15 protein-coding genes are annotated in these 17,036 nt (G+C 37.5%); 4 read left to right on the plus strand and 11 right to left on the minus strand.

Annotated features, from left to right (window positions below; translation table 11 throughout):
- Positions 1-68 precede the first annotated feature (68 nt).
- Positions 69-1,265 (plus strand): glycoside hydrolase family 10-like protein, encoded by a 1,197-nt coding sequence (locus CUN59_RS12780; RefSeq protein ID WP_104388204.1) that lies wholly within the window; start codon positions 69-71, stop codon positions 1,263-1,265.
- A gap of 70 nt (positions 1,266-1,335) precedes the next feature.
- Here CUN59_RS12780 and CUN59_RS12785 read toward each other — a convergent pair whose 3' ends face one another.
- The 6 genes from CUN59_RS12785 to CUN59_RS12810 form a co-directional block, all read right to left on the minus strand.
- A complete protein-coding gene (locus tag CUN59_RS12785; RefSeq protein WP_306460516.1) occupies positions 1,336-1,866 on the minus strand; it encodes a salt stress protein, Slr1339 family in 531 nt (176 codons plus the stop codon).
- 158 nt (positions 1,867-2,024) lie between these two features.
- On the minus strand, positions 2,025-2,630 hold the full coding sequence (locus CUN59_RS12790) for a vWA domain-containing protein (RefSeq protein WP_104388205.1): 606 nt from the start codon (positions 2,628-2,630) through the stop codon (positions 2,025-2,027).
- Between the two features lie 35 nt (positions 2,631-2,665).
- Positions 2,666-3,271: a vWA domain-containing protein gene (locus CUN59_RS12795; RefSeq protein WP_104388206.1), complete on the minus strand. Its 606-nt coding sequence runs from the start codon at positions 3,269-3,271 to the stop codon at positions 2,666-2,668.
- Between the two features lie 335 nt (positions 3,272-3,606).
- Positions 3,607-3,906: a hypothetical protein gene (locus tag CUN59_RS12800; protein WP_104388207.1), complete on the minus strand. Its 300-nt coding sequence runs from the start codon at positions 3,904-3,906 to the stop codon at positions 3,607-3,609.
- 103 nt (positions 3,907-4,009) lie between these two features.
- Positions 4,010-5,911 (minus strand): molecular chaperone DnaK, encoded by a 1,902-nt coding sequence (gene dnaK, locus CUN59_RS12805; protein WP_104388208.1) that lies wholly within the window; start codon positions 5,909-5,911, stop codon positions 4,010-4,012.
- 467 nt (positions 5,912-6,378) lie between these two features.
- A complete protein-coding gene (locus CUN59_RS12810) occupies positions 6,379-7,227 on the minus strand; it encodes a phosphodiester glycosidase family protein (protein WP_104388209.1) in 849 nt (282 codons plus the stop codon).
- Between the two features lie 93 nt (positions 7,228-7,320).
- Here CUN59_RS12810 and CUN59_RS12815 point away from each other — a divergent pair, with 93 nt between their 5' ends.
- From CUN59_RS12815 to CUN59_RS12825, 3 genes are all read left to right on the plus strand, one after another.
- Complete coding sequence (locus CUN59_RS12815) at positions 7,321-7,905, plus strand: rRNA large subunit pseudouridine synthase E (RefSeq protein WP_104388210.1); 585 nt, start codon at positions 7,321-7,323, stop codon at positions 7,903-7,905.
- Between the two features lie 78 nt (positions 7,906-7,983).
- On the plus strand, positions 7,984-9,882 hold the full coding sequence (locus tag CUN59_RS12820; RefSeq protein WP_104388211.1) for a serine/threonine phosphatase: 1,899 nt from the start codon (positions 7,984-7,986) through the stop codon (positions 9,880-9,882).
- Between the two features lie 164 nt (positions 9,883-10,046).
- Entirely contained in the window at positions 10,047-11,300 is a 1,254-nt protein-coding gene (locus tag CUN59_RS12825; protein WP_104388212.1) for a protein kinase domain-containing protein, read from the plus strand.
- 374 nt (positions 11,301-11,674) lie between these two features.
- Here CUN59_RS12825 and CUN59_RS12830 read toward each other — a convergent pair whose 3' ends face one another.
- From CUN59_RS12830 to CUN59_RS21445, 5 genes are all read right to left on the minus strand, one after another.
- Entirely contained in the window at positions 11,675-11,893 is a 219-nt protein-coding gene (locus CUN59_RS12830) for a DUF4327 family protein (protein WP_104388213.1), read from the minus strand.
- A 493-nt stretch (positions 11,894-12,386) separates the two neighbouring features.
- Positions 12,387-15,029 carry an HD family phosphohydrolase gene (locus CUN59_RS12835; RefSeq protein ID WP_104388214.1) on the minus strand — a complete coding sequence of 881 codons (2,643 nt, stop codon included), beginning with the start codon at positions 15,027-15,029 and terminating at the stop codon, positions 12,387-12,389.
- Positions 15,030-15,231: 202 nt separating this feature from the next.
- Positions 15,232-16,128 carry an ADP-ribosylglycohydrolase family protein gene (locus CUN59_RS12840; RefSeq protein WP_104388215.1) on the minus strand — a complete coding sequence of 299 codons (897 nt, stop codon included), beginning with the start codon at positions 16,126-16,128 and terminating at the stop codon, positions 15,232-15,234.
- An 83-nt stretch (positions 16,129-16,211) separates the two neighbouring features.
- Entirely contained in the window at positions 16,212-16,706 is a 495-nt protein-coding gene (aroQ, locus tag CUN59_RS12845; RefSeq protein ID WP_104388216.1) for a type II 3-dehydroquinate dehydratase, read from the minus strand.
- A complete protein-coding gene (locus tag CUN59_RS21445; RefSeq protein WP_165790196.1) occupies positions 16,681-16,821 on the minus strand; it encodes a hypothetical protein in 141 nt (46 codons plus the stop codon). The genes aroQ and CUN59_RS21445 overlap by 26 nt, the downstream gene beginning before the upstream one ends.
- Positions 16,822-17,036: the final 215 nt, after the last annotated feature.

Below are 17,036 nucleotides of genomic sequence, written 5' to 3' on the forward strand. Positions count from 1 at the left end.
TTTGGCAAAATAATTTAGCATAAGAAGTACGGAAGATCCCAATTTCATTAAAATATCGTCAATTTAACATGAATTGCAATTTCCCTAAGTTGGTTTCCCAGAAATTACTTAAGCAGCTATTTCTGCCTTTGTTTTTAGTTTCCTTATTCATAGTTTTTTGGGACAATAGCTTCACACCTGTTAACGCCCAAGTACCACGTCAAGAAATTCGTGGGGTGTGGATGACAAATAATGATCTCAATGTTCTTAAAGATAGAACTAAAGTTCAAGAAGCTGTCACAAAATTACGACAACTCAATTTTAATACTATCTATCCTGTTGTTTGGAATTCTGGATATGTTATGTATCCTAGTAGGGTAGCTAAACGTTTAGAAATTCAGCCCTTTGTCTTTCAAGGCTTAGATGGCCATGATATTCTGGAGGATTTAATTGATCAAGCACACGATCAAAATTTACTCGTCATTCCTTGGTTTGAATTTGGATTTATGGCACCTCCCACTTCAGAATTAGCCATAAATAAACCAGAATGGTTCACACGCAAACAGGATGGTAGTCAAATATCTGTTGGTGCTGCGGGTGAAGTTAAATGGTTAAATCCATTTCATCCCGAAGTACAACAATTTATTAGTGATTTATTGGTAGAACTGACTAATAAATATAAACTTGATGGCATTCAATTTGATGATCATACCAGTTTACCCTATGAATTTGGCTATGATAAATATACAGTTGCCTTGTATAAAAAAGAAACTAAAAAAAATCCACCCACAGATCCCCAAGATCCAGCATGGATAAATTGGCGGGCAAATAAAATTACAGAATTCATGGTCAGACTGAACCAAACAGTTAAGCAAATAAAACCCAAATTAATTTTCTCTGTCTCTCCTAATTACTATGATTTCTCTTACAAATTTCAACTCCAAGATTGGTTGAATTGGGTGAGACTGAATATAGTAGATGAGTTAATTGTCCAAGTTTACCGAGACAATTTAGATAATTTTACTGCCAAACTTTCCCGTCCAGAAATGGAAGAAGTTAAACAAATAATTCCTACTGGAATTGGCATTATGGCAGGTTTAAGAACTAAACCTATTTCCATGCAACAGATTCAAACTCAAGTTCGTGCAGCCCAGCGGAGGGATCTTGGTGTGGCTTTTTTCTACTATGAAAGTCTTTGGAATTTTGCCCCAGAACCATTACAAGAAAGGTTATCTGGCTTTCAAAATTTATTCCCATATCCGGCATTAAGAACGGCATTACAATAGACGAATGTAAGAACAGGACAATGCATGAATGGGCAATTAATCATTTACAGTACAAACAGTAAATGTAAATTTAGGAATTAGTCTGTAAATAATCAATTGCCGCTGCTAATTTATCAGGATAACCTTCAGCAAATCTTTCAAACCATAATCCTTCTGATGATAACGGATCTAATTTAGCTAACCATTCTTTCGCAGGTTTTTCTAAAGCTTTTCTTTGTTCATTTTTAATTTCCTCCTGGCGAATTTTCTCCTGTGCTAATTCTTCTTGTTTTCGTCGGTGTTCGGCTGCTTCTTGTTCAGCTATATCAGCTTTAACATCTGCTAATAAGTTATCCATAAATACATCTGACTTATTAGCAGGTGAATGTATAAATTCAATCGGCGGTAAATGATAGTATGATGTGGGCTGATATTGAATATCTGGAATTTTATTTTCTGCAACTTCCGCTTGTACTTCTGATAACAAATTATCTATTAATACATCTGCTTTAGTTACAGGTAAATCCAATTTAACAGGAGTTAAATTATTTGGTTTTGGTGTAGCTTGCGGTTCTGTATATTCAGTTTTAATTTCAGCTAATAACTTATCAATGGAATCCATATTTGTAATTCCTTATCAACGAGAGAATATCCCCGACTTCTGACATCAATTTATAATTTGTGGACACAATAAATAAAAGAAGTCGGGGATCTAGATATGAACGAGTGCTATAGATGAATACTTACTTAATTGTTAATTTTTAATTCATCCCTGGAGTACTAATCATTAATGGCATTCAGAAGAACTTCAGATAAACTCATATCTTCCATATCATCCATTGTGATTGTATCGCAAATATCAAATTTAGCACCTGCACTTTGCAATTCATCATCCAGAATTTTCAAAAAGCGGGTAGCTTGAGGATCACTACCGACTTGAATAAAAGAAATAGCTAATTCTTCATCTCTATCCAGACGACGAGAAGCTTCAATAATTACCTTCATCACAGCTTTACGATCATCTGGTTCACCATCAGTAACTACTAAAATTGTTTCCCCATTGGGTTTAGCTGTACCAGAGTCTTTACGTTGGAAATAATCATCAATAGCGTGTTTTAAAACATTAGCTAAATCTGTACTTCCAGATGGATCATTTTCCTGAAATATTTGGACAACTTTGCTGGAGGTGACATTATCATAACGTTTGAACCTGCCAGAAAATAAATAAACTGTAATCCCATCAGGATCAAACTGTTCACACTTCCCAGCTAAAGCTAAAGTTGATTCTTGTGCTGCTGACCATCTAGTTCTACCACCTTTTTGATCTGGGGTAGCCATGCTACCGCTTTTATCAATAATTAAGGTATAATCACGGTTTTCTAGCATGGCTAAACTCTCCAGATTTTAGTAATTTTTCTTAATTAATCAGTGATGGCATTCATTAAAACATCTGCCAAACTCATGTCTTCTAAATCATCTAAAGTGATGGTATCACAAATATCAAATTTAGCACCAACACTTTGTAATTGATCATCTAGGGCTTTGAGAAATTTGGTAGCTTGAGGATCATTACCAACTTGAATCATAGAAATGCCTAATTCTTCATCTTTCTCCATTTGTTGGGTAGCACGAATGATAATCTCAAATACCGCTTTGCGATCATCGGGTTCACCATCAGTAATGACTAAAATTGTTTCTCCATTTGCTTTAGTTTTTCCTGCGGCTTTGCGCTGAAAGTAATTATTAATGGCATCTTGTAGTACACCACCTAAATTAGTTGTACCTGCGGGATCATTCTCCTGAAATATTTGGGCTACTTTGGCAGATGTTACATCATCGTAACGTTTAAATTTACCAGAAAAAACGTAAACTGTAATCCCATCAGGATCAAACTGTTCGCATTTTCTAGCCAAAGCAATGGTAGATTCTTGGGCTATATCCCATCTGCTTCTCCCACCAGCTTGGTCTGGTGTGGACATACTGCCGCTTTTGTCAATAATTAAAGTATAGTCACGGTCAGTCATCATAATCTTCCTTTTGTGATTTTTCTATCTCTAGTGTAACCATTAAGGAATAAAGTAGTATTCCATTATTTTCATCACATTGCTACCCCCCTTAGTCCCCTCTTGTAAAGGCTACCGTGTATACAGAAGTCTAATCAAGTTGCCATCTAGGGTTGTAATGCCCCTAACCCCCAATTCTGGGGGAATTAAGAATTTCAAAGTCCCCATCACGCGCCATTGTCAATAGGTAAAACAGCCTTGCATTTGGGCGGTGGAGTGTCGCCCTTTGTGTTTAAGCTAATTCTTATTCACCTGCCTATCGCCGTTCGGTGAGTAAGTATGCGCTTTAACTATGTGCTTTACCTTTTGAATTTTAATTTATTCAAGTATCTATAATTTGCTTCTATTTTATAATACTCTCGCATTTCTTCCAGTAAATTAATTTCATCTGTGTTTTTAGTTTTACCTAGTAAAGTGCTGAAAGTGATTATATCAGGATATAATTGCAGTTTTTCGTGATTACTGATATTTTGAATAAGCTCTAAACCTTCTTCCACTGTATTAACTTTTTTTATCAAAGTATTAAGTGTGATTTCATTAGGCTTAACATGAGATAATTCTGTATAAGTTTCTGCTACTAAGGAAGGACTATCTCGCAATAAATAATTTAACTACTATAAGAAATACCCATTCAGTTATTGCTCTGGATGGGTATTAATCATATAGGGGGGAGATTTCCCCGCCCTTGATGAGAATTTATTACTATTTGCTTTCAGTAAAATCAGCATCAATTACATCATCACCACCACCACTAGGAGGAGGAGGAGGAGAACCAGCACCAGGAGCTTCCGCACCAGCAGCACCAGCTTGTTGATAGATATTGCTACCAATAGCAAACAACGCTTGTTGTAGTTCGGGGGTTAACTTCTGAATCTGGTCATCATCTTCTTTAGCAACCGCTTCTCTGACTTCCTTAACTAAACCTTCAACCTTAGTCTTATCAGCAGCAGGGACTTTATCACCCAACTCTTCCAACTGCTTTTCAGCTTGATAAGCTAGAGAATCCGCTTGGTTTTTGCGTTCAATTTTTTCACGGCGCTCCTTATCAGAGGAAGCATTTTGTTCCGCTTCTCTTACCATGCGTTCTACATCATTCTTATCGAGAGTAGATGCACCAGTGATGCTGATAGATTGTTCCTTGCCAGTACCTTTATCCTTCGCAGTTACGTTCAGAATACCGTTAGCGTCAATATCAAAGGTAACTTCAATTTGAGGAACACCACGAGAAGCAGCAGGAATACCATCCAAACGGAAAGTTCCTAAACTCTTATTATCGTTAGCAAATTCTCTCTCACCTTGGAGAACATGAATTTCTACGTTGGTTTGTCCATCTACAGCAGTAGAGAACACTTCTGATTTCTTGGTAGGAATTGTAGTGTTGCGAGGGATAATTTTTGTCATCACACCACCCAAGGTTTCTACACCCAAGGACAATGGTGTTACGTCTAACAATAAGATACCAGTAACATCACCAGCCAAAACACCCGCTTGAATAGCAGCACCAACAGCTACCACTTCATCAGGGTTCACGGTTTGGTTAGGCTCTTTACCTAGTACCCGTTTTACCACATCCTGAACAGCAGGAATCCGGGTAGATCCGCCAACGAGAACAACTTCGTCAATATTGGTTTTATTTAATTTCGCATCTCTGAGGGCATTTTCTACAGGAATGCGGCAACGGTCAATCAAATCAGAACAGAGTTCTTCAAATGTGGCGCGAGTTAGAGTTGTATCTAAATGCTTTGGACCCTCTTGGGTAGCAGTGATAAATGGCAGGTTAATTTCTGCTTGGGTAACGCTAGAAAGTTCAATCTTGGCTTTTTCTGCCGCTTCAGTCAGACGTTGTAAAGCTTGTTTGTCTTTACGCAGGTCAATACCTTCGTCTTTTTTGAACTTTTCTGCTAAGAAATCAACGATTTTTTTATCAAAGTCGTCACCACCCAAGTGAGTATCACCGGATGTTGATAATACTTCAAATACACCGTCGCCTACTTCCAGAACGGATACATCGAAAGTACCACCACCCAAGTCAAATACTAGGATAGTTTCGTTGCTTTTTTTATCAAAGCCATAAGCTAGGGAAGCTGCTGTAGGTTCGTTGATAATGCGGAGAACATCAATACCAGCTATTTTACCAGCGTCTTTTGTTGCTTGGCGTTGAGAGTCATTGAAATAAGCAGGAACGGTAATTACTGCTTGGGTAACGGTTTCACCCAGATATTTACTAGCATCTTCAACCAATTTACGGAGAACTTTCGCAGAAATCTCCTCAGGAGCAAATTGTTTACCAGCACCGGGAGAGTCTACTTTAACGTTACCGCCGCTACTGAGAACTTTATAAGAAACTTCTGTAGCTTCATTGGTAATTTCTTCAAAACGACGACCAATAAAACGTTTTACAGAATAAAAAGTATTTTCGGGGTTCATCACCGCTTGGCGTTTAGCGATTTGACCAACTAAATTGTCGCCATTTTTGGCAAACGCAACCACTGACGGCGTTGTCCGAAAGCCTTCCGCATTAGCGATAACGGTGGGTTTACCACCTTCCATAACTGCCACGCAGGAGTTTGTCGTACCTAAATCAATTCCAACTACTTTTGCCATTTTGGGTGTTTACTCCCTATAAAATTACTAAACTACTATCCGCACAGAAGAGAGAATATAAAATTGAATTAACTAACTGTCTGTGACAATCAGTTGGGTTAGGCTTTGCTAGGAATCAAATTCCCAACTAGGCTGATATATATAAACTCAGTGGTAGCCATTCCATGAAGGGTGGTTTACCGAACCGTTAGGGGAACGGTGATTTTTATAAAATATGTTTATTGGTTTCATGGATTAATGTGCTTTCACATTGACTAATGTATGAGAATTAATACTTTCAGGAATTGGGGTGAACCGTAACTTTATAGTCGTATTTGCCGTCAAACCCCGTCAGGAATTAAAAATTAGAAATTAAAAATGAAAAATTATACTCCTTATTCCGTAGTAAGAGGCAGGAGTTCAAGAGAAAGAAGAAATAAGAAAGAAATTTCTCCTCTGCCTCCCTGCCTCTAAGAAATACTAGGCTTTTACCCTTTTTGAAATCTTAGCCATGCCTGTTGCAGATCCGTGGGGGCGGGATTAGTGCCATCATAAATAACAATGACATTGGTTAAAGGTCTACCTGCCGGGACTAGAATATTATTTTTGCTGGCTAAGGCTCTAGATGCGCCACCATCTAAATTCATGGCTTCATAACAGCCTATGGCTTTCATGGCTTCTGCTTCTTGCTGTAAGGAAAGATTAATCTCAAAATTTGCTAAAACTAACTTTGTACCATCTTGGGTAAAACCAATGGCTGTACGTGCGCCACTACCTAAAACAGAAGGATCTTTAAAACCTTCTATACTGGGGTTGAGCCACACTTCTCCTTTTCTTAACAGTCTGGGTCCACAAGTGATGGAGAACCAGTGTTTATCCCATTCTGGTTTACCGTCTACTCTGGCTGTAATCATTTCTGGTTTGTTACCAACTCGTAATCCCAAGGTAGTCCCAAAGTTTTCCCAAGGACTGTATTTGAGAACTTTTCCCCCGGCTATCATGTTACCCATAACGGTTTTTTGGGGATTTTTGGCAAAAAATGTGCCATTAGCAACTACGGTAGCTTTATAACGAGCTACTAATTTGTTAAATTCTTCATCACCACTGGTTTTTTGAATGGTGTTGGCAAAGTTAGCATTTTTGGCTAAACCTATGGTGATAAAGGTTTTGGGATCTGTGAGGTCAACTGTGGTCTGATAAAATGGGATGCCATTAATTTGACTTTTGCCAATTTGTACAGGTTGGGCATAACTAGGTAATGCTAGGCTTAATCCTTGGGCTAGGGTTGCTCCACCCAAAAATAAGAATGATCTACGGCTGATTTTAGTAATTGTCATAATTATTGATGTTTATTAGTTCTTTCCTCTTTCTTTTTTTTCTTTCTTCTTTGTGTCTCCTGACTCGGTGACTCCTTCTTTCTTCTATATTTTATGAATAATCGGTATATTATCTTTCACAAACCCTATGGAGTTTTGAGTCAATTTACTCAAGAAAGTCCTAAACATATTACTCTAAAAGAGTACATAAATGTTCCTGATGTTTATCCTGTGGGACGTTTGGACTGGGATAGTGAAGGTTTGCTGTTATTAACAAATGATGGACAATTGCAGCATCGTTTGGCACATCCCCGTTTTGGTCATCGTCGTACTTATTGGGCGCAAGTGGAACGTATTCCCGATGCTGATGGCATCTATAAGCTACAAACTGGGGTGGAAATTCAAGATTATCGGACTCGTCCTGCTCAAGTTAAGTTATTGTTAGAAGCACCATCGGTCAATGAACGCATTCCACCGATTAGATTTCGTAAAAGTGTGCCTACGGCTTGGCTAGAAATGACTCTAACTGAGGGTAAAAACCGCCAAGTTCGTCGCATGACGGCGGCTGTTGGTTTTCCTACTTTGCGATTGATCCGCGTGAGCATTGCTAATATTCAACTAGATGATTTAGCGTCAGGACAATGGCGAGAAATTACTCCCTTAGAATTGACAAAGCTTAATCATCCACTGGAAATATAGGTTAGGCTACTGTAGTATCAGTATACTGAATAGTGTTAATCAAAAGCACCTGAGCAGGAAAATCAAGGAACTTCCACTATGCTGATTTGCCCGCAATGTACATTTGAAAACCCTGATAGTAATAAGTTCTGTCAAAGCTGTGGTATATCCCTAACTCATAAAATCTGCCCTGAATGCAGTGCTGATGTATCTTTAAAGTCACAATATTGTCACAAATGTGGTGCAGAATGTGGGACTATTTACTATGCTCTGATTACTCAAGCAGTGAATAAGATAGTTGCTGTTAGTGCGGAAACTGGAGAATTAACACCAAATTCAGAAAGTATTACAGATGATCTCTTTAGCAAATTTACTTTAGATTCCTATTTAGATCCTCAACAGCGTTATCGCTTCTTAACATCTCTAAGCACTCCAGAGGTAATTGGGGATTATAGGGAGATAATAGTCAAAGTTATAGATTGTCAACCTTACCAAGTCTCACCTATGGGGGCAATACTAGAACATCAAAGCCAAATTACTACCAATACAATTCCTAAATTAGCCCAGACTTATTTAGAATTGCAGATGGAAATGCACCCTGGCATTCCTAAAATTTATGATGCTTGGCAGCAAGATGATCTCCAAGTTGTGTTATTAGAAGATAGATCGAATTGGCCAATGTTAGTTGATGTCTGGAAACAAGAGACAACGACGATATTGGAAATTTTATATTGGTTTTATCAGATGACTCAACTTTGGGAATTATTGGCAGGTCTGGGTTGTGGCCAAAGTTTGTTAGAGTTATCAAATTTGCGGTTAGATGAAGATCGAGCTTTAGTATTACAAAGATTATATCTAGAATCTGCCTCATTACAAAATCAATCACCAAATGTAACTCTGCAACATTTGGGTCAGGTGTGGCAAACTTTATTTAGAGAATCCCAACGAACTCAATTTGGTTCTGTGTTGGAAATGCTGGAAGATTTGACCTTGGGGGAAATTGAAACTTTAACACAATTGCGATCGCGTTTGTCAGATATAGCCACAGAAATAGAAGCAGTATCTACTTCAGCAAAACCCAATTGTACATCAACTGTCTTACAAATAGATGATGAAATAGACGATGCAATTGGTAAAAATGATGATGCCTCAATGATGGTGTTATCTATGCAGTTAAGTAATTTGGAATATGCTGCATATAGCGATGTTGGCCGTCAACGCAATCATAATGAGGATTATTTTGGTGTTGATAGTAAAATTAATAAGCAGGAATTACCCAGAAATCCTATTGTTACCGCACAAGGTTTATATATTCTTTGTGATGGTATGGGTGGTCATGCTGGAGGTGAAGTGGCTAGTGAATTGGCTGTAAATACCATCCGTCAATACTTCCAAAAAACCTGGGTAAAAACAGAATTACCTCCCAAAGAATCTATCCGTGAGGCGGTTTATTTAGCTAATCAAGCTATTTATGAACTAAATCAAAAAGAAGCCCGTTCTGGAGTTGGCCGTATGGGTACTACTTTGGTAATGTTGTTACTTCAGGATAATCAAGCGGCAATTGCCCATGTGGGTGATAGTCGTCTTTATCGTCTAACTCGCAAGCACGGACTAGAACAACTAACCATAGATCATGAAGTTGGTCAACGGGAAATTGCCAGGGGTGTAGAACCCAGTATTGCCTACGGACGACCAGATGCTTACCAACTAACCCAAGCTTTGGGGCCGCGCGATGAGCATTCTCTTCATCCTGATGTAGAATTTTTTGATATCAATGAAGATATGTTGCTGATACTAGCATCAGATGGTTTATCCGATAATGACTGTTTAGAAACTAATTGGCAAACCCATCTTCAACCTTTACTCAGTTCAGCTAGTAATTTAGAAAAGGGTATTCAAGATTTAATTGATTTGGGTAATGAACATAATGGTCATGACAATCTTACCGCTATACTGGTACGAGTGAAAGTTCATCTATCTCAGCAAGGTTTGTTTTAAAGGTATAGCTGTAGTCATTCAGATTAGGACATTATTGATCCGTAAAACCTAATCAGAAGCAGTTTACCTTCTGCTATATGTGAAAAAAGTCAAGAAAACTATAACTCTTTCCCCTGCTCCCCTGTCTGATTCCCAGGACAATTATTGACGCTAACCTATTTATTGTGATTACTCTCACCCTATTAGAAAAAACACAAAAAACACCTGTCAAGCAGTGGTGTTTTGATGGTTCTACCTTGATTCGCATTGGTAGGGCAGTAGATAATCATGTGGTTTTAGCTGACAATTTAGTTTCACGCTATCATTTAGAACTGAAATTAGTTAATAATACCAAAGGCTATGATTGGGAGGTAATTAGTCAAGGGGCTAATGGTACTTTCCTCAATGGGTTTTTGGTGACTAAATCTATTATTACTGATAATTCTCTACTACAATTGGCTCAGGGAGGGCCTGTACTCAAGGTACAAATTCAGCAATTATCATCAGGATCTAGTGTTTCTGGACAGTTAGGGGGTGAGGAAATTCACGGTATTAGACCTGTCTCTTCTGGTTCTCTGTGTACCCATAAAGGCAACTCCTCCCAGAATTTGTTTTGTATCCACTGTGGTCAACCAATAGTAGTAGAAAAAACCATTCGCCATTATCAAGTATTACGCACTCTGGGTAAAGGCGGTATGGGTACTACATATTTAGCTTGGGATGGTGTGGCTAAAATTACGGGCGTTCCCCAATTGTTGGTACTTAAGCAAATGAATGCTGACATGGTGAAAATTCCCAAAGCTCAAGAGTTGTTTGGGAGAGAAGCCAGTATTCTTAAATACCTCAATCATCCAGGAGTTCCTAAGTATTATGACTTTTTTGTGGAAGATGGTAAAAAATACTTGGCAATGGAATTAATTCACGGTCAAGATTTAGAAAAACGCATTCTGTTGAATGGCCCTGTAACACCAAAACAGGCGATCGCCTGGATGGTACAAACCTGTGATATTCTTGATTATCTTCACAACCAAGAACCTCCACTCATTCACCGTGATATCAAACCTGCTAATTTGATGGTTAAAGGTGCAAATAATAGTATTGTGGTCTTAGATTTTGGTGCTGTGAAGGAAATAGGCACACAACCAGGAACAAGAATTGGTGCTGAAGGTTATTGCGCTCCTGAACAAGAACGGGGACAACCCCTGACTCAATCAGATTTATATGCTATTGGCCCAACTTTAATTTTTTTATTAACTGGAGAAAATCCTCTAAAATTTTATCGTCAACGAGGACGCAGTTTTCGTTTTGATGTGAAAAGTATACCTACTATTAGTAGTCAATTAAAGCAGGTTATTGATTGTGTGACGGAACCTTTACCACGCGATCGCTATCATACAGCAAAAGAACTAACTCTGGCTTTAATCTCTGTCAGCAGTTAAAAGAATTTGATATCATGTCCAGGTTAATACTTACAGCATATTTCATTCAAATGAGGTACAACCATAATCAAACTTTTGTGGTGCGGGCATACTATGGCTAACGCCACGCTACGCAAACGACAAGCTCAGTACAAGTCTTGCCCGCAAAATGTGTACCTCATAGCTTCGCAAACTGCTGTATCATATTTGTTTAGGGTGGTAATTGGTAATTAATAATTTATATCGTAAGTAATTGGAAGAACTTGATATAAATCTAGCATATAACAACGACACAATTACACCTACCATGGCAACAAAGATAAAGTTTTATCTTTGCCAAAAATAGGCGTATTTGCGCCAAGCTGTCTTAGATATTGCTGGTCTAGTTTAGATGTTTAGTCATCGTCCCATTTTTCTACTGCTACTAAGTCGCTAATTGGATCTTGGGTGCTAAATCCAAAGTCTAGCAACTCTTGCTTCCAATGTTGCCATTCATCGCCATAAAGTAAGGCAATTTTCCAAATTTTATCATTGGGCTTGATAATATTGGATTCTATGAGTGATTGCACGTTACGCTGCAATTTCACCATTGGGTGAATTACTTGCTGAGTCATAACTTCGATGTATTTCAGATTTTTGTGTGTAAATGCTTGATTAAAACAGCTTTCCGTTGGCAATGATTACCTGTGCGTAGAGCAATTATGGTTAGGCAAGGCTAATTCTAACTTTTCCAGTATACCATAACTAACAACAGTAATTTGCTGAGGAATTCGGTTTTGTACGGTAATTACTACCACTAAAGGCTATTGATACTGATTTAGTTGTCGCAAGAACCGGTGAACAATATTTTAAACCTAGGGCTTGCTATGGTAACGCAAATAGAAAAAATTGGCATTAATTTCTCTGTGTTAATTTTGGGATTACTGTTTTGTTTGGAATATCCTTAATTTCCAAGTTTTTTATTTCTGCCAGGTAATTGCAAATTGCACATATTTACCTTTGCTCTTGCGTACTCTACATTAGAACATATATTTACAATAATGGCAAGTCTCCTGATCGGAAAATTTTGATCTAGGAATACGGACTCTATAGTTAAAAGGCTAAACACTAGGAATTACCTGCTCTTGACTTAGGGTAAGCAATGCGTTTATGATGAAATTGTTGCCACACATCTACAAAAATTTGGGCAATTTTTGGCATTTCTGCCTTAGTTAATCCTGAATCTATTAATTGTTCATCTTGCCATTTAGCATGGATAATATTGTTGAGCATATTTAATGCTTGTTCTGAAGTCGCGTCTTTAAGACTGCGTAGCGCTGCTTCACAAGAATCTGCTAACATAACGATTCCTGTTTCCCGTGATTGGGGGATAGGTCCATCATAACAAAAATCTGCTTTATCTACTATGATATGGGGATTTTTTTTAGCTATTTGCTGGGCTTGGTGATAAAAATAAGCGATCGCCATTGTCCCTTGATGTTCGGGAATAAAAGCCTGAATTGCTGTTGGCAAATTATGTTTTTTTGCCATTAATAACCCTTCAGTAACGTGCTTTTTAATTAGTTCAGCACTTTTCCAAGGATCTTTAATTTCTGTTTCATGTTTATTAGGATTTCCCATTTGATTTTCAATAAATCCCAAGGGATCGTGCATTTTACCAATATCATGATATAGAGTTCCTGCCCTAACTAATTCTACATTACATCTTAATTCTTTAGCGGCAGCTTCGGCGAGAGTAGCTACTAATAAAGTATGTTGAAAAGTTCCTGGGGTTTCTGTCGCTAGTCGCTTTAATAATGGACGATTAGGATTAGCTAATTCTGCTAATCTAATGGGAGTAATCAGATCAAATAGGGTTTCTAAATAAGCACTTAAACCTAAAGCTATAATACTCCAAGATAATCCAGAAACTGCAAATAAACCTGCTTCTTGGAAGATATACCAACCTGAACCAAATACTCCACCAGTGAATATTTTTAATAATAGATATATGCCTCCTTGAGTGAGGGCAGTAATTACACCTAATAAGGCTAATTCTTCACGCGATCGCAATCTATGGGCGATATAACTACTTAACATTCCCCCCACTGCACCAGCTAGTAGTAAAACATTACTTGTTTCTATACTAAATGGTAGTATTAATGACAATAATCCCACCACGGTTAAACCTACAGTTGGTCCATAAAAACTGCCTAATAATAAACCAATAGCACTCCAGGTCGTATAGGGTAAACCAATGGCTAAAACTCCGGGAACGGTCAGCGTTAGTAATAAAACTAATAAATAATCCCGTTGTCGTAAATAATTATGACTTTTTCTTTCTAACCAGACAAAAATTGAAATTGCTATAGTTACAACAACACCAATAATCATTAAACCTAACCAATTTATCTGCCGACCAATTAGGTTATAATGTGCTAATATCTGGAATGTTTTTGTGGTAATTTTGTCTCCTTTACTAACAATTACTTGTCCTTTTTTAGTGTGTAATATCACAGATGGTATTTCTCTAGCTGCTAATTCAGCTTTTTGTTGAGTTTTGGCTTTATCTTCGGTGAGATTTGGTTTTATGATCGCTAATAATACTTTTGTTACTAATGATTCAGCTTCACTAGGTACAGATAATCTTACCTGTAAAACAATAGCATTATTCACAATATTTTCTGGTAATCCTGGGGAGATCCCTTGAGCAAGAATTCTTTCAGCAATTTTACGAATTCTCATTTGTATTTTTAGCCAATCATTATCCGTTAAATTTAAAATTATAGGCTCTGTATAAATTGTATTTGCAGCTTGATTATCTAGGTATAATGCTTTATTAATGGCGTGATGATATCTTTGCCTCACTTGAGATATTTGGGTGATTAATTTAGAAAAATTAGCTGCTGATGTTGTAACTTGATAAAGTTCCATTTCTGATAATGCTTTCAGATATGCAGATTGATCATTCTGTTTACTATAACCAAGTAAAGGCATTGTTATATTATCCAAGTCATCAGATAATGGTAATGCTGGTAAATTGGACACACTAGGAATTTGTTTCCTGTTTTCTAAGGTTGGTTGTGATAATAAAAATTTTGCACTTTGTTTTTTTAAATTTTGTTGGCGATTATTTTCTAAATTTAGTTTGAGTTTTTGCCATTCTGAGTCAGCAACAGAGCGAAGATAATTTTGACTGGAAATTGATAAAACTGATGTATCAAAAAATGGAAAAATTCCAGCTATCTCTCGTAGTTGATTACTTGTATCTAAAATTGTTTCTAACTTTTGATTGATTTGATCATTGATTTTTTGATTAATCATCAAAATCGGCCGAGAATTATCTATAGCATCTTGTCGTTTCTGTTCTGTCTCTTGCTGATCTTCAATAGAATCTGTATAGGGGGCAATAAATGTCTGTAAAGCGATATGATCAACTTTAACTTTTGGTTGATTATAGAAGTCATGACCAATTACACTTGTGAGTGATAATATTGCCAAAACCAACATGATTAAGGAGCGTTTTTGATATAACCATCTCAAAATAATTTGATCAATACTACTGTGTTTCCTAGCTAATTTAGTAGTTGATTTTTCTCTAGTTCTTTGTTTACCTTGATGACTATTGGCTGATAAATACAAAAGGAAATTTTTGAAAAAATGTCTATGCAGTTTGTATTGGTGCTTTTCTTTACGAAATAGCACTTTATATTGTCGCTGCCATTGCTTGAATTGTTGGCTCAAGGACTGCAAAAATTGCTGCGTTTTCATCTTTCCTGCCGCGAAATACCTCAAATGTGGCTAATGCCTCCGGAATGCTACCGCTAATACCACCCAAGCTTTATAATAAGTTAGGTGGGGATAGCAGTTTGTACTTAAAACCATTCAGATTTAAATACAACCGTTTCCAAGTTTACTATAACGGTATGCACTTGAATGAGATCCCTGTTCCCTGCTATATAAATTTCTTATGTCAACGTCCACGGATAATATGAGGAGCAGCAAAGATAGTATATCTTGTCTCTAGAAATTCGCCAAAATCATCGCTCCAGTCATATACTCCAGCCCACATCCCTATCATTTTATCGGCTAATCTTAATATCTGGGTAAAACTCTCCAATCCCCATGCCCCAGAATTGCTAACTGAGGCTGAAATTTGCCAATTTACAGGTATACCCATTGTGCTATTATATGCACCTGACAATGCCCCAGCGATCGCACTGGTGATATTTTGATTGTAACCTCCATGATTTCGACTAGCTCGTAATACCGTCAGAGAAAAGTCTTCTAAGGTACTCAGAAAACAATAAACAGCCAAACCAATATTGCTTGTTAATTTTTCTGAACTACTCAATTCTCTGACTGCTATATCCAGACTCGCAGATGTTTTTAATAAATCATTAACTTTTATTAATTGTTCTGGTAGGTAAGTTGATGTTTCACCTAAGAAATTAATTGTTTCGGAGATGAGGGTAGAAGGGTTGAGTTTTTCGTTGAGAGATTGAGCGATCGCATATCCTATAATTAAACTGGCATCTCTTACTATTACCTCATCGGGACAATTGCATATTCTTTGCACTTCGAGAATATTAGCTCGCATTTTCTCAATATCATCATGAAAAAAAATCGCCACTGGTAACGTAGCGAGAATTATTTGTCCCCAAGAATCAATATTTGTTTCTAATTTAATCCCAGCTTGTTGTTGACGTTTTAACCAATCATCTATATCTAACTCACCCAAACTAATTAAACTTTCCGTCCCTAAAACCGCAATTTTACCCAAATTAAAACCGCTTGAGTGAGATAACCCCTCTCCTAAAAAAGCTCCTAGGAAAGCACCCCTCACCCGATGCAACAGAGAATAACGCATAATTTTTAATCAGTAATAGGTGATTGGTAGTAGGTAATTTCTATTACTTACTGTTTACTGTCACCTGTCACCTGTCAACTGAATTACTGCCTTAAATAGTAGACCAGTGCTTCCAAACCCAATATATAACTTTGAGCGCCAAAGCCACTGATTTGACCAATTACCACTGGTGCTATATAAGAATGATGGCGAAAATCTTCCCGACGATAAATATTACTTAGATGTACTTCAACAGTAGGTAAATTAACAGCAGCGATCGCATCTCGCAAAGCTACACTAGTATGAGTGTAAGCCCCAGCGTTAATCACAATTCCCTGATGTTTTCCTAATGCCCCATGAATAGCATCTACTAAAACCCCTTCATGATTTGACTGCACGGGCAACATTTCCGCTTTTAGTTCCGAGGCTTTGGACTCTAACAAACGGTTAATTTCTGCCAGAGTTAAAGAACCATAAACACCTGGCTCTCTGGTTCCTAGCAAATTCAGATTTGGGCCATGCAGTACAAGAATACTTAAAGCTGATAAATTCAACTCCCACACCTTCAGGATTTTAACGACGGCGCATAGAACGCTCATTGACAGGAATCGGAATCAGTTCCGGTTCCGGTTCAGCTTCAGGACCTAGCAGACTATCAATTAACTTTCGAGCTAATTCTTTCAGCTTTTCCAGCACCTTTTCTATATAATCCATTAAACTGACCGCTCCTGGGATAGTACCTCAATTTTATTTAACAGGGTCGCAGAAACTGGCGTATTATCGCACATTTAGCCTTTAATAAGGTTGACACATTTCCATAAGTATGGTAATGGATACTAGGAAATTCTGATTTTGTGTTTTCCCTTACTTATTAGATTATCATATCCATCGTGAGTAATGGGTAATTGATGATCAGGAATAGGCAAAAA

It is taken from the genome of Cuspidothrix issatschenkoi CHARLIE-1 (assembly GCF_002934005.1).
Classification (GTDB): Bacteria; Cyanobacteriota; Cyanobacteriia; order Cyanobacteriales; family Nostocaceae; genus Cuspidothrix; species Cuspidothrix issatschenkoi.

Coding starts and splice junctions, on each gene's coding strand:
- CUN59_RS12785 (WP_306460516.1), bottom strand. CDS start 1,866: ATGGATTCCATTGATAAGTTATTAGCTGAAATTAAAACTGAATATACA.
- CUN59_RS12795 (WP_104388206.1), bottom strand. CDS start 3,271: ATGATGACTGACCGTGACTATACTTTAATTATTGACAAAAGCGGCAGT.
- CUN59_RS12810 (WP_104388209.1), bottom strand. CDS start 7,227: ATGACAATTACTAAAATCAGCCGTAGATCATTCTTATTTTTGGGTGGA.
- CUN59_RS12835 (WP_104388214.1), bottom strand. CDS start 15,029: ATGAAAACGCAGCAATTTTTGCAGTCCTTGAGCCAACAATTCAAGCAA.
- dnaK (WP_104388208.1), bottom strand. CDS start 5,911: ATGGCAAAAGTAGTTGGAATTGATTTAGGTACGACAAACTCCTGCGTG.
- CUN59_RS12815 (WP_104388210.1), top strand. CDS start 7,321: ATGAATAATCGGTATATTATCTTTCACAAACCCTATGGAGTTTTGAGT.
- CUN59_RS12780 (WP_104388204.1), top strand. CDS start 69: ATGAATTGCAATTTCCCTAAGTTGGTTTCCCAGAAATTACTTAAGCAG.
- aroQ (WP_104388216.1), bottom strand. CDS start 16,706: ATGAGCGTTCTATGCGCCGTCGTTAAAATCCTGAAGGTGTGGGAGTTG.
- CUN59_RS12830 (WP_104388213.1), bottom strand. CDS start 11,893: ATGACTCAGCAAGTAATTCACCCAATGGTGAAATTGCAGCGTAACGTG.
- CUN59_RS12840 (WP_104388215.1), bottom strand. CDS start 16,128: ATGCGTTATTCTCTGTTGCATCGGGTGAGGGGTGCTTTCCTAGGAGCT.
- CUN59_RS12820 (WP_104388211.1), top strand. CDS start 7,984: ATGCTGATTTGCCCGCAATGTACATTTGAAAACCCTGATAGTAATAAG.
- CUN59_RS12790 (WP_104388205.1), bottom strand. CDS start 2,630: ATGCTAGAAAACCGTGATTATACCTTAATTATTGATAAAAGCGGTAGC.
- CUN59_RS21445 (WP_165790196.1), bottom strand. CDS start 16,821: ATGGATTATATAGAAAAGGTGCTGGAAAAGCTGAAAGAATTAGCTCGA.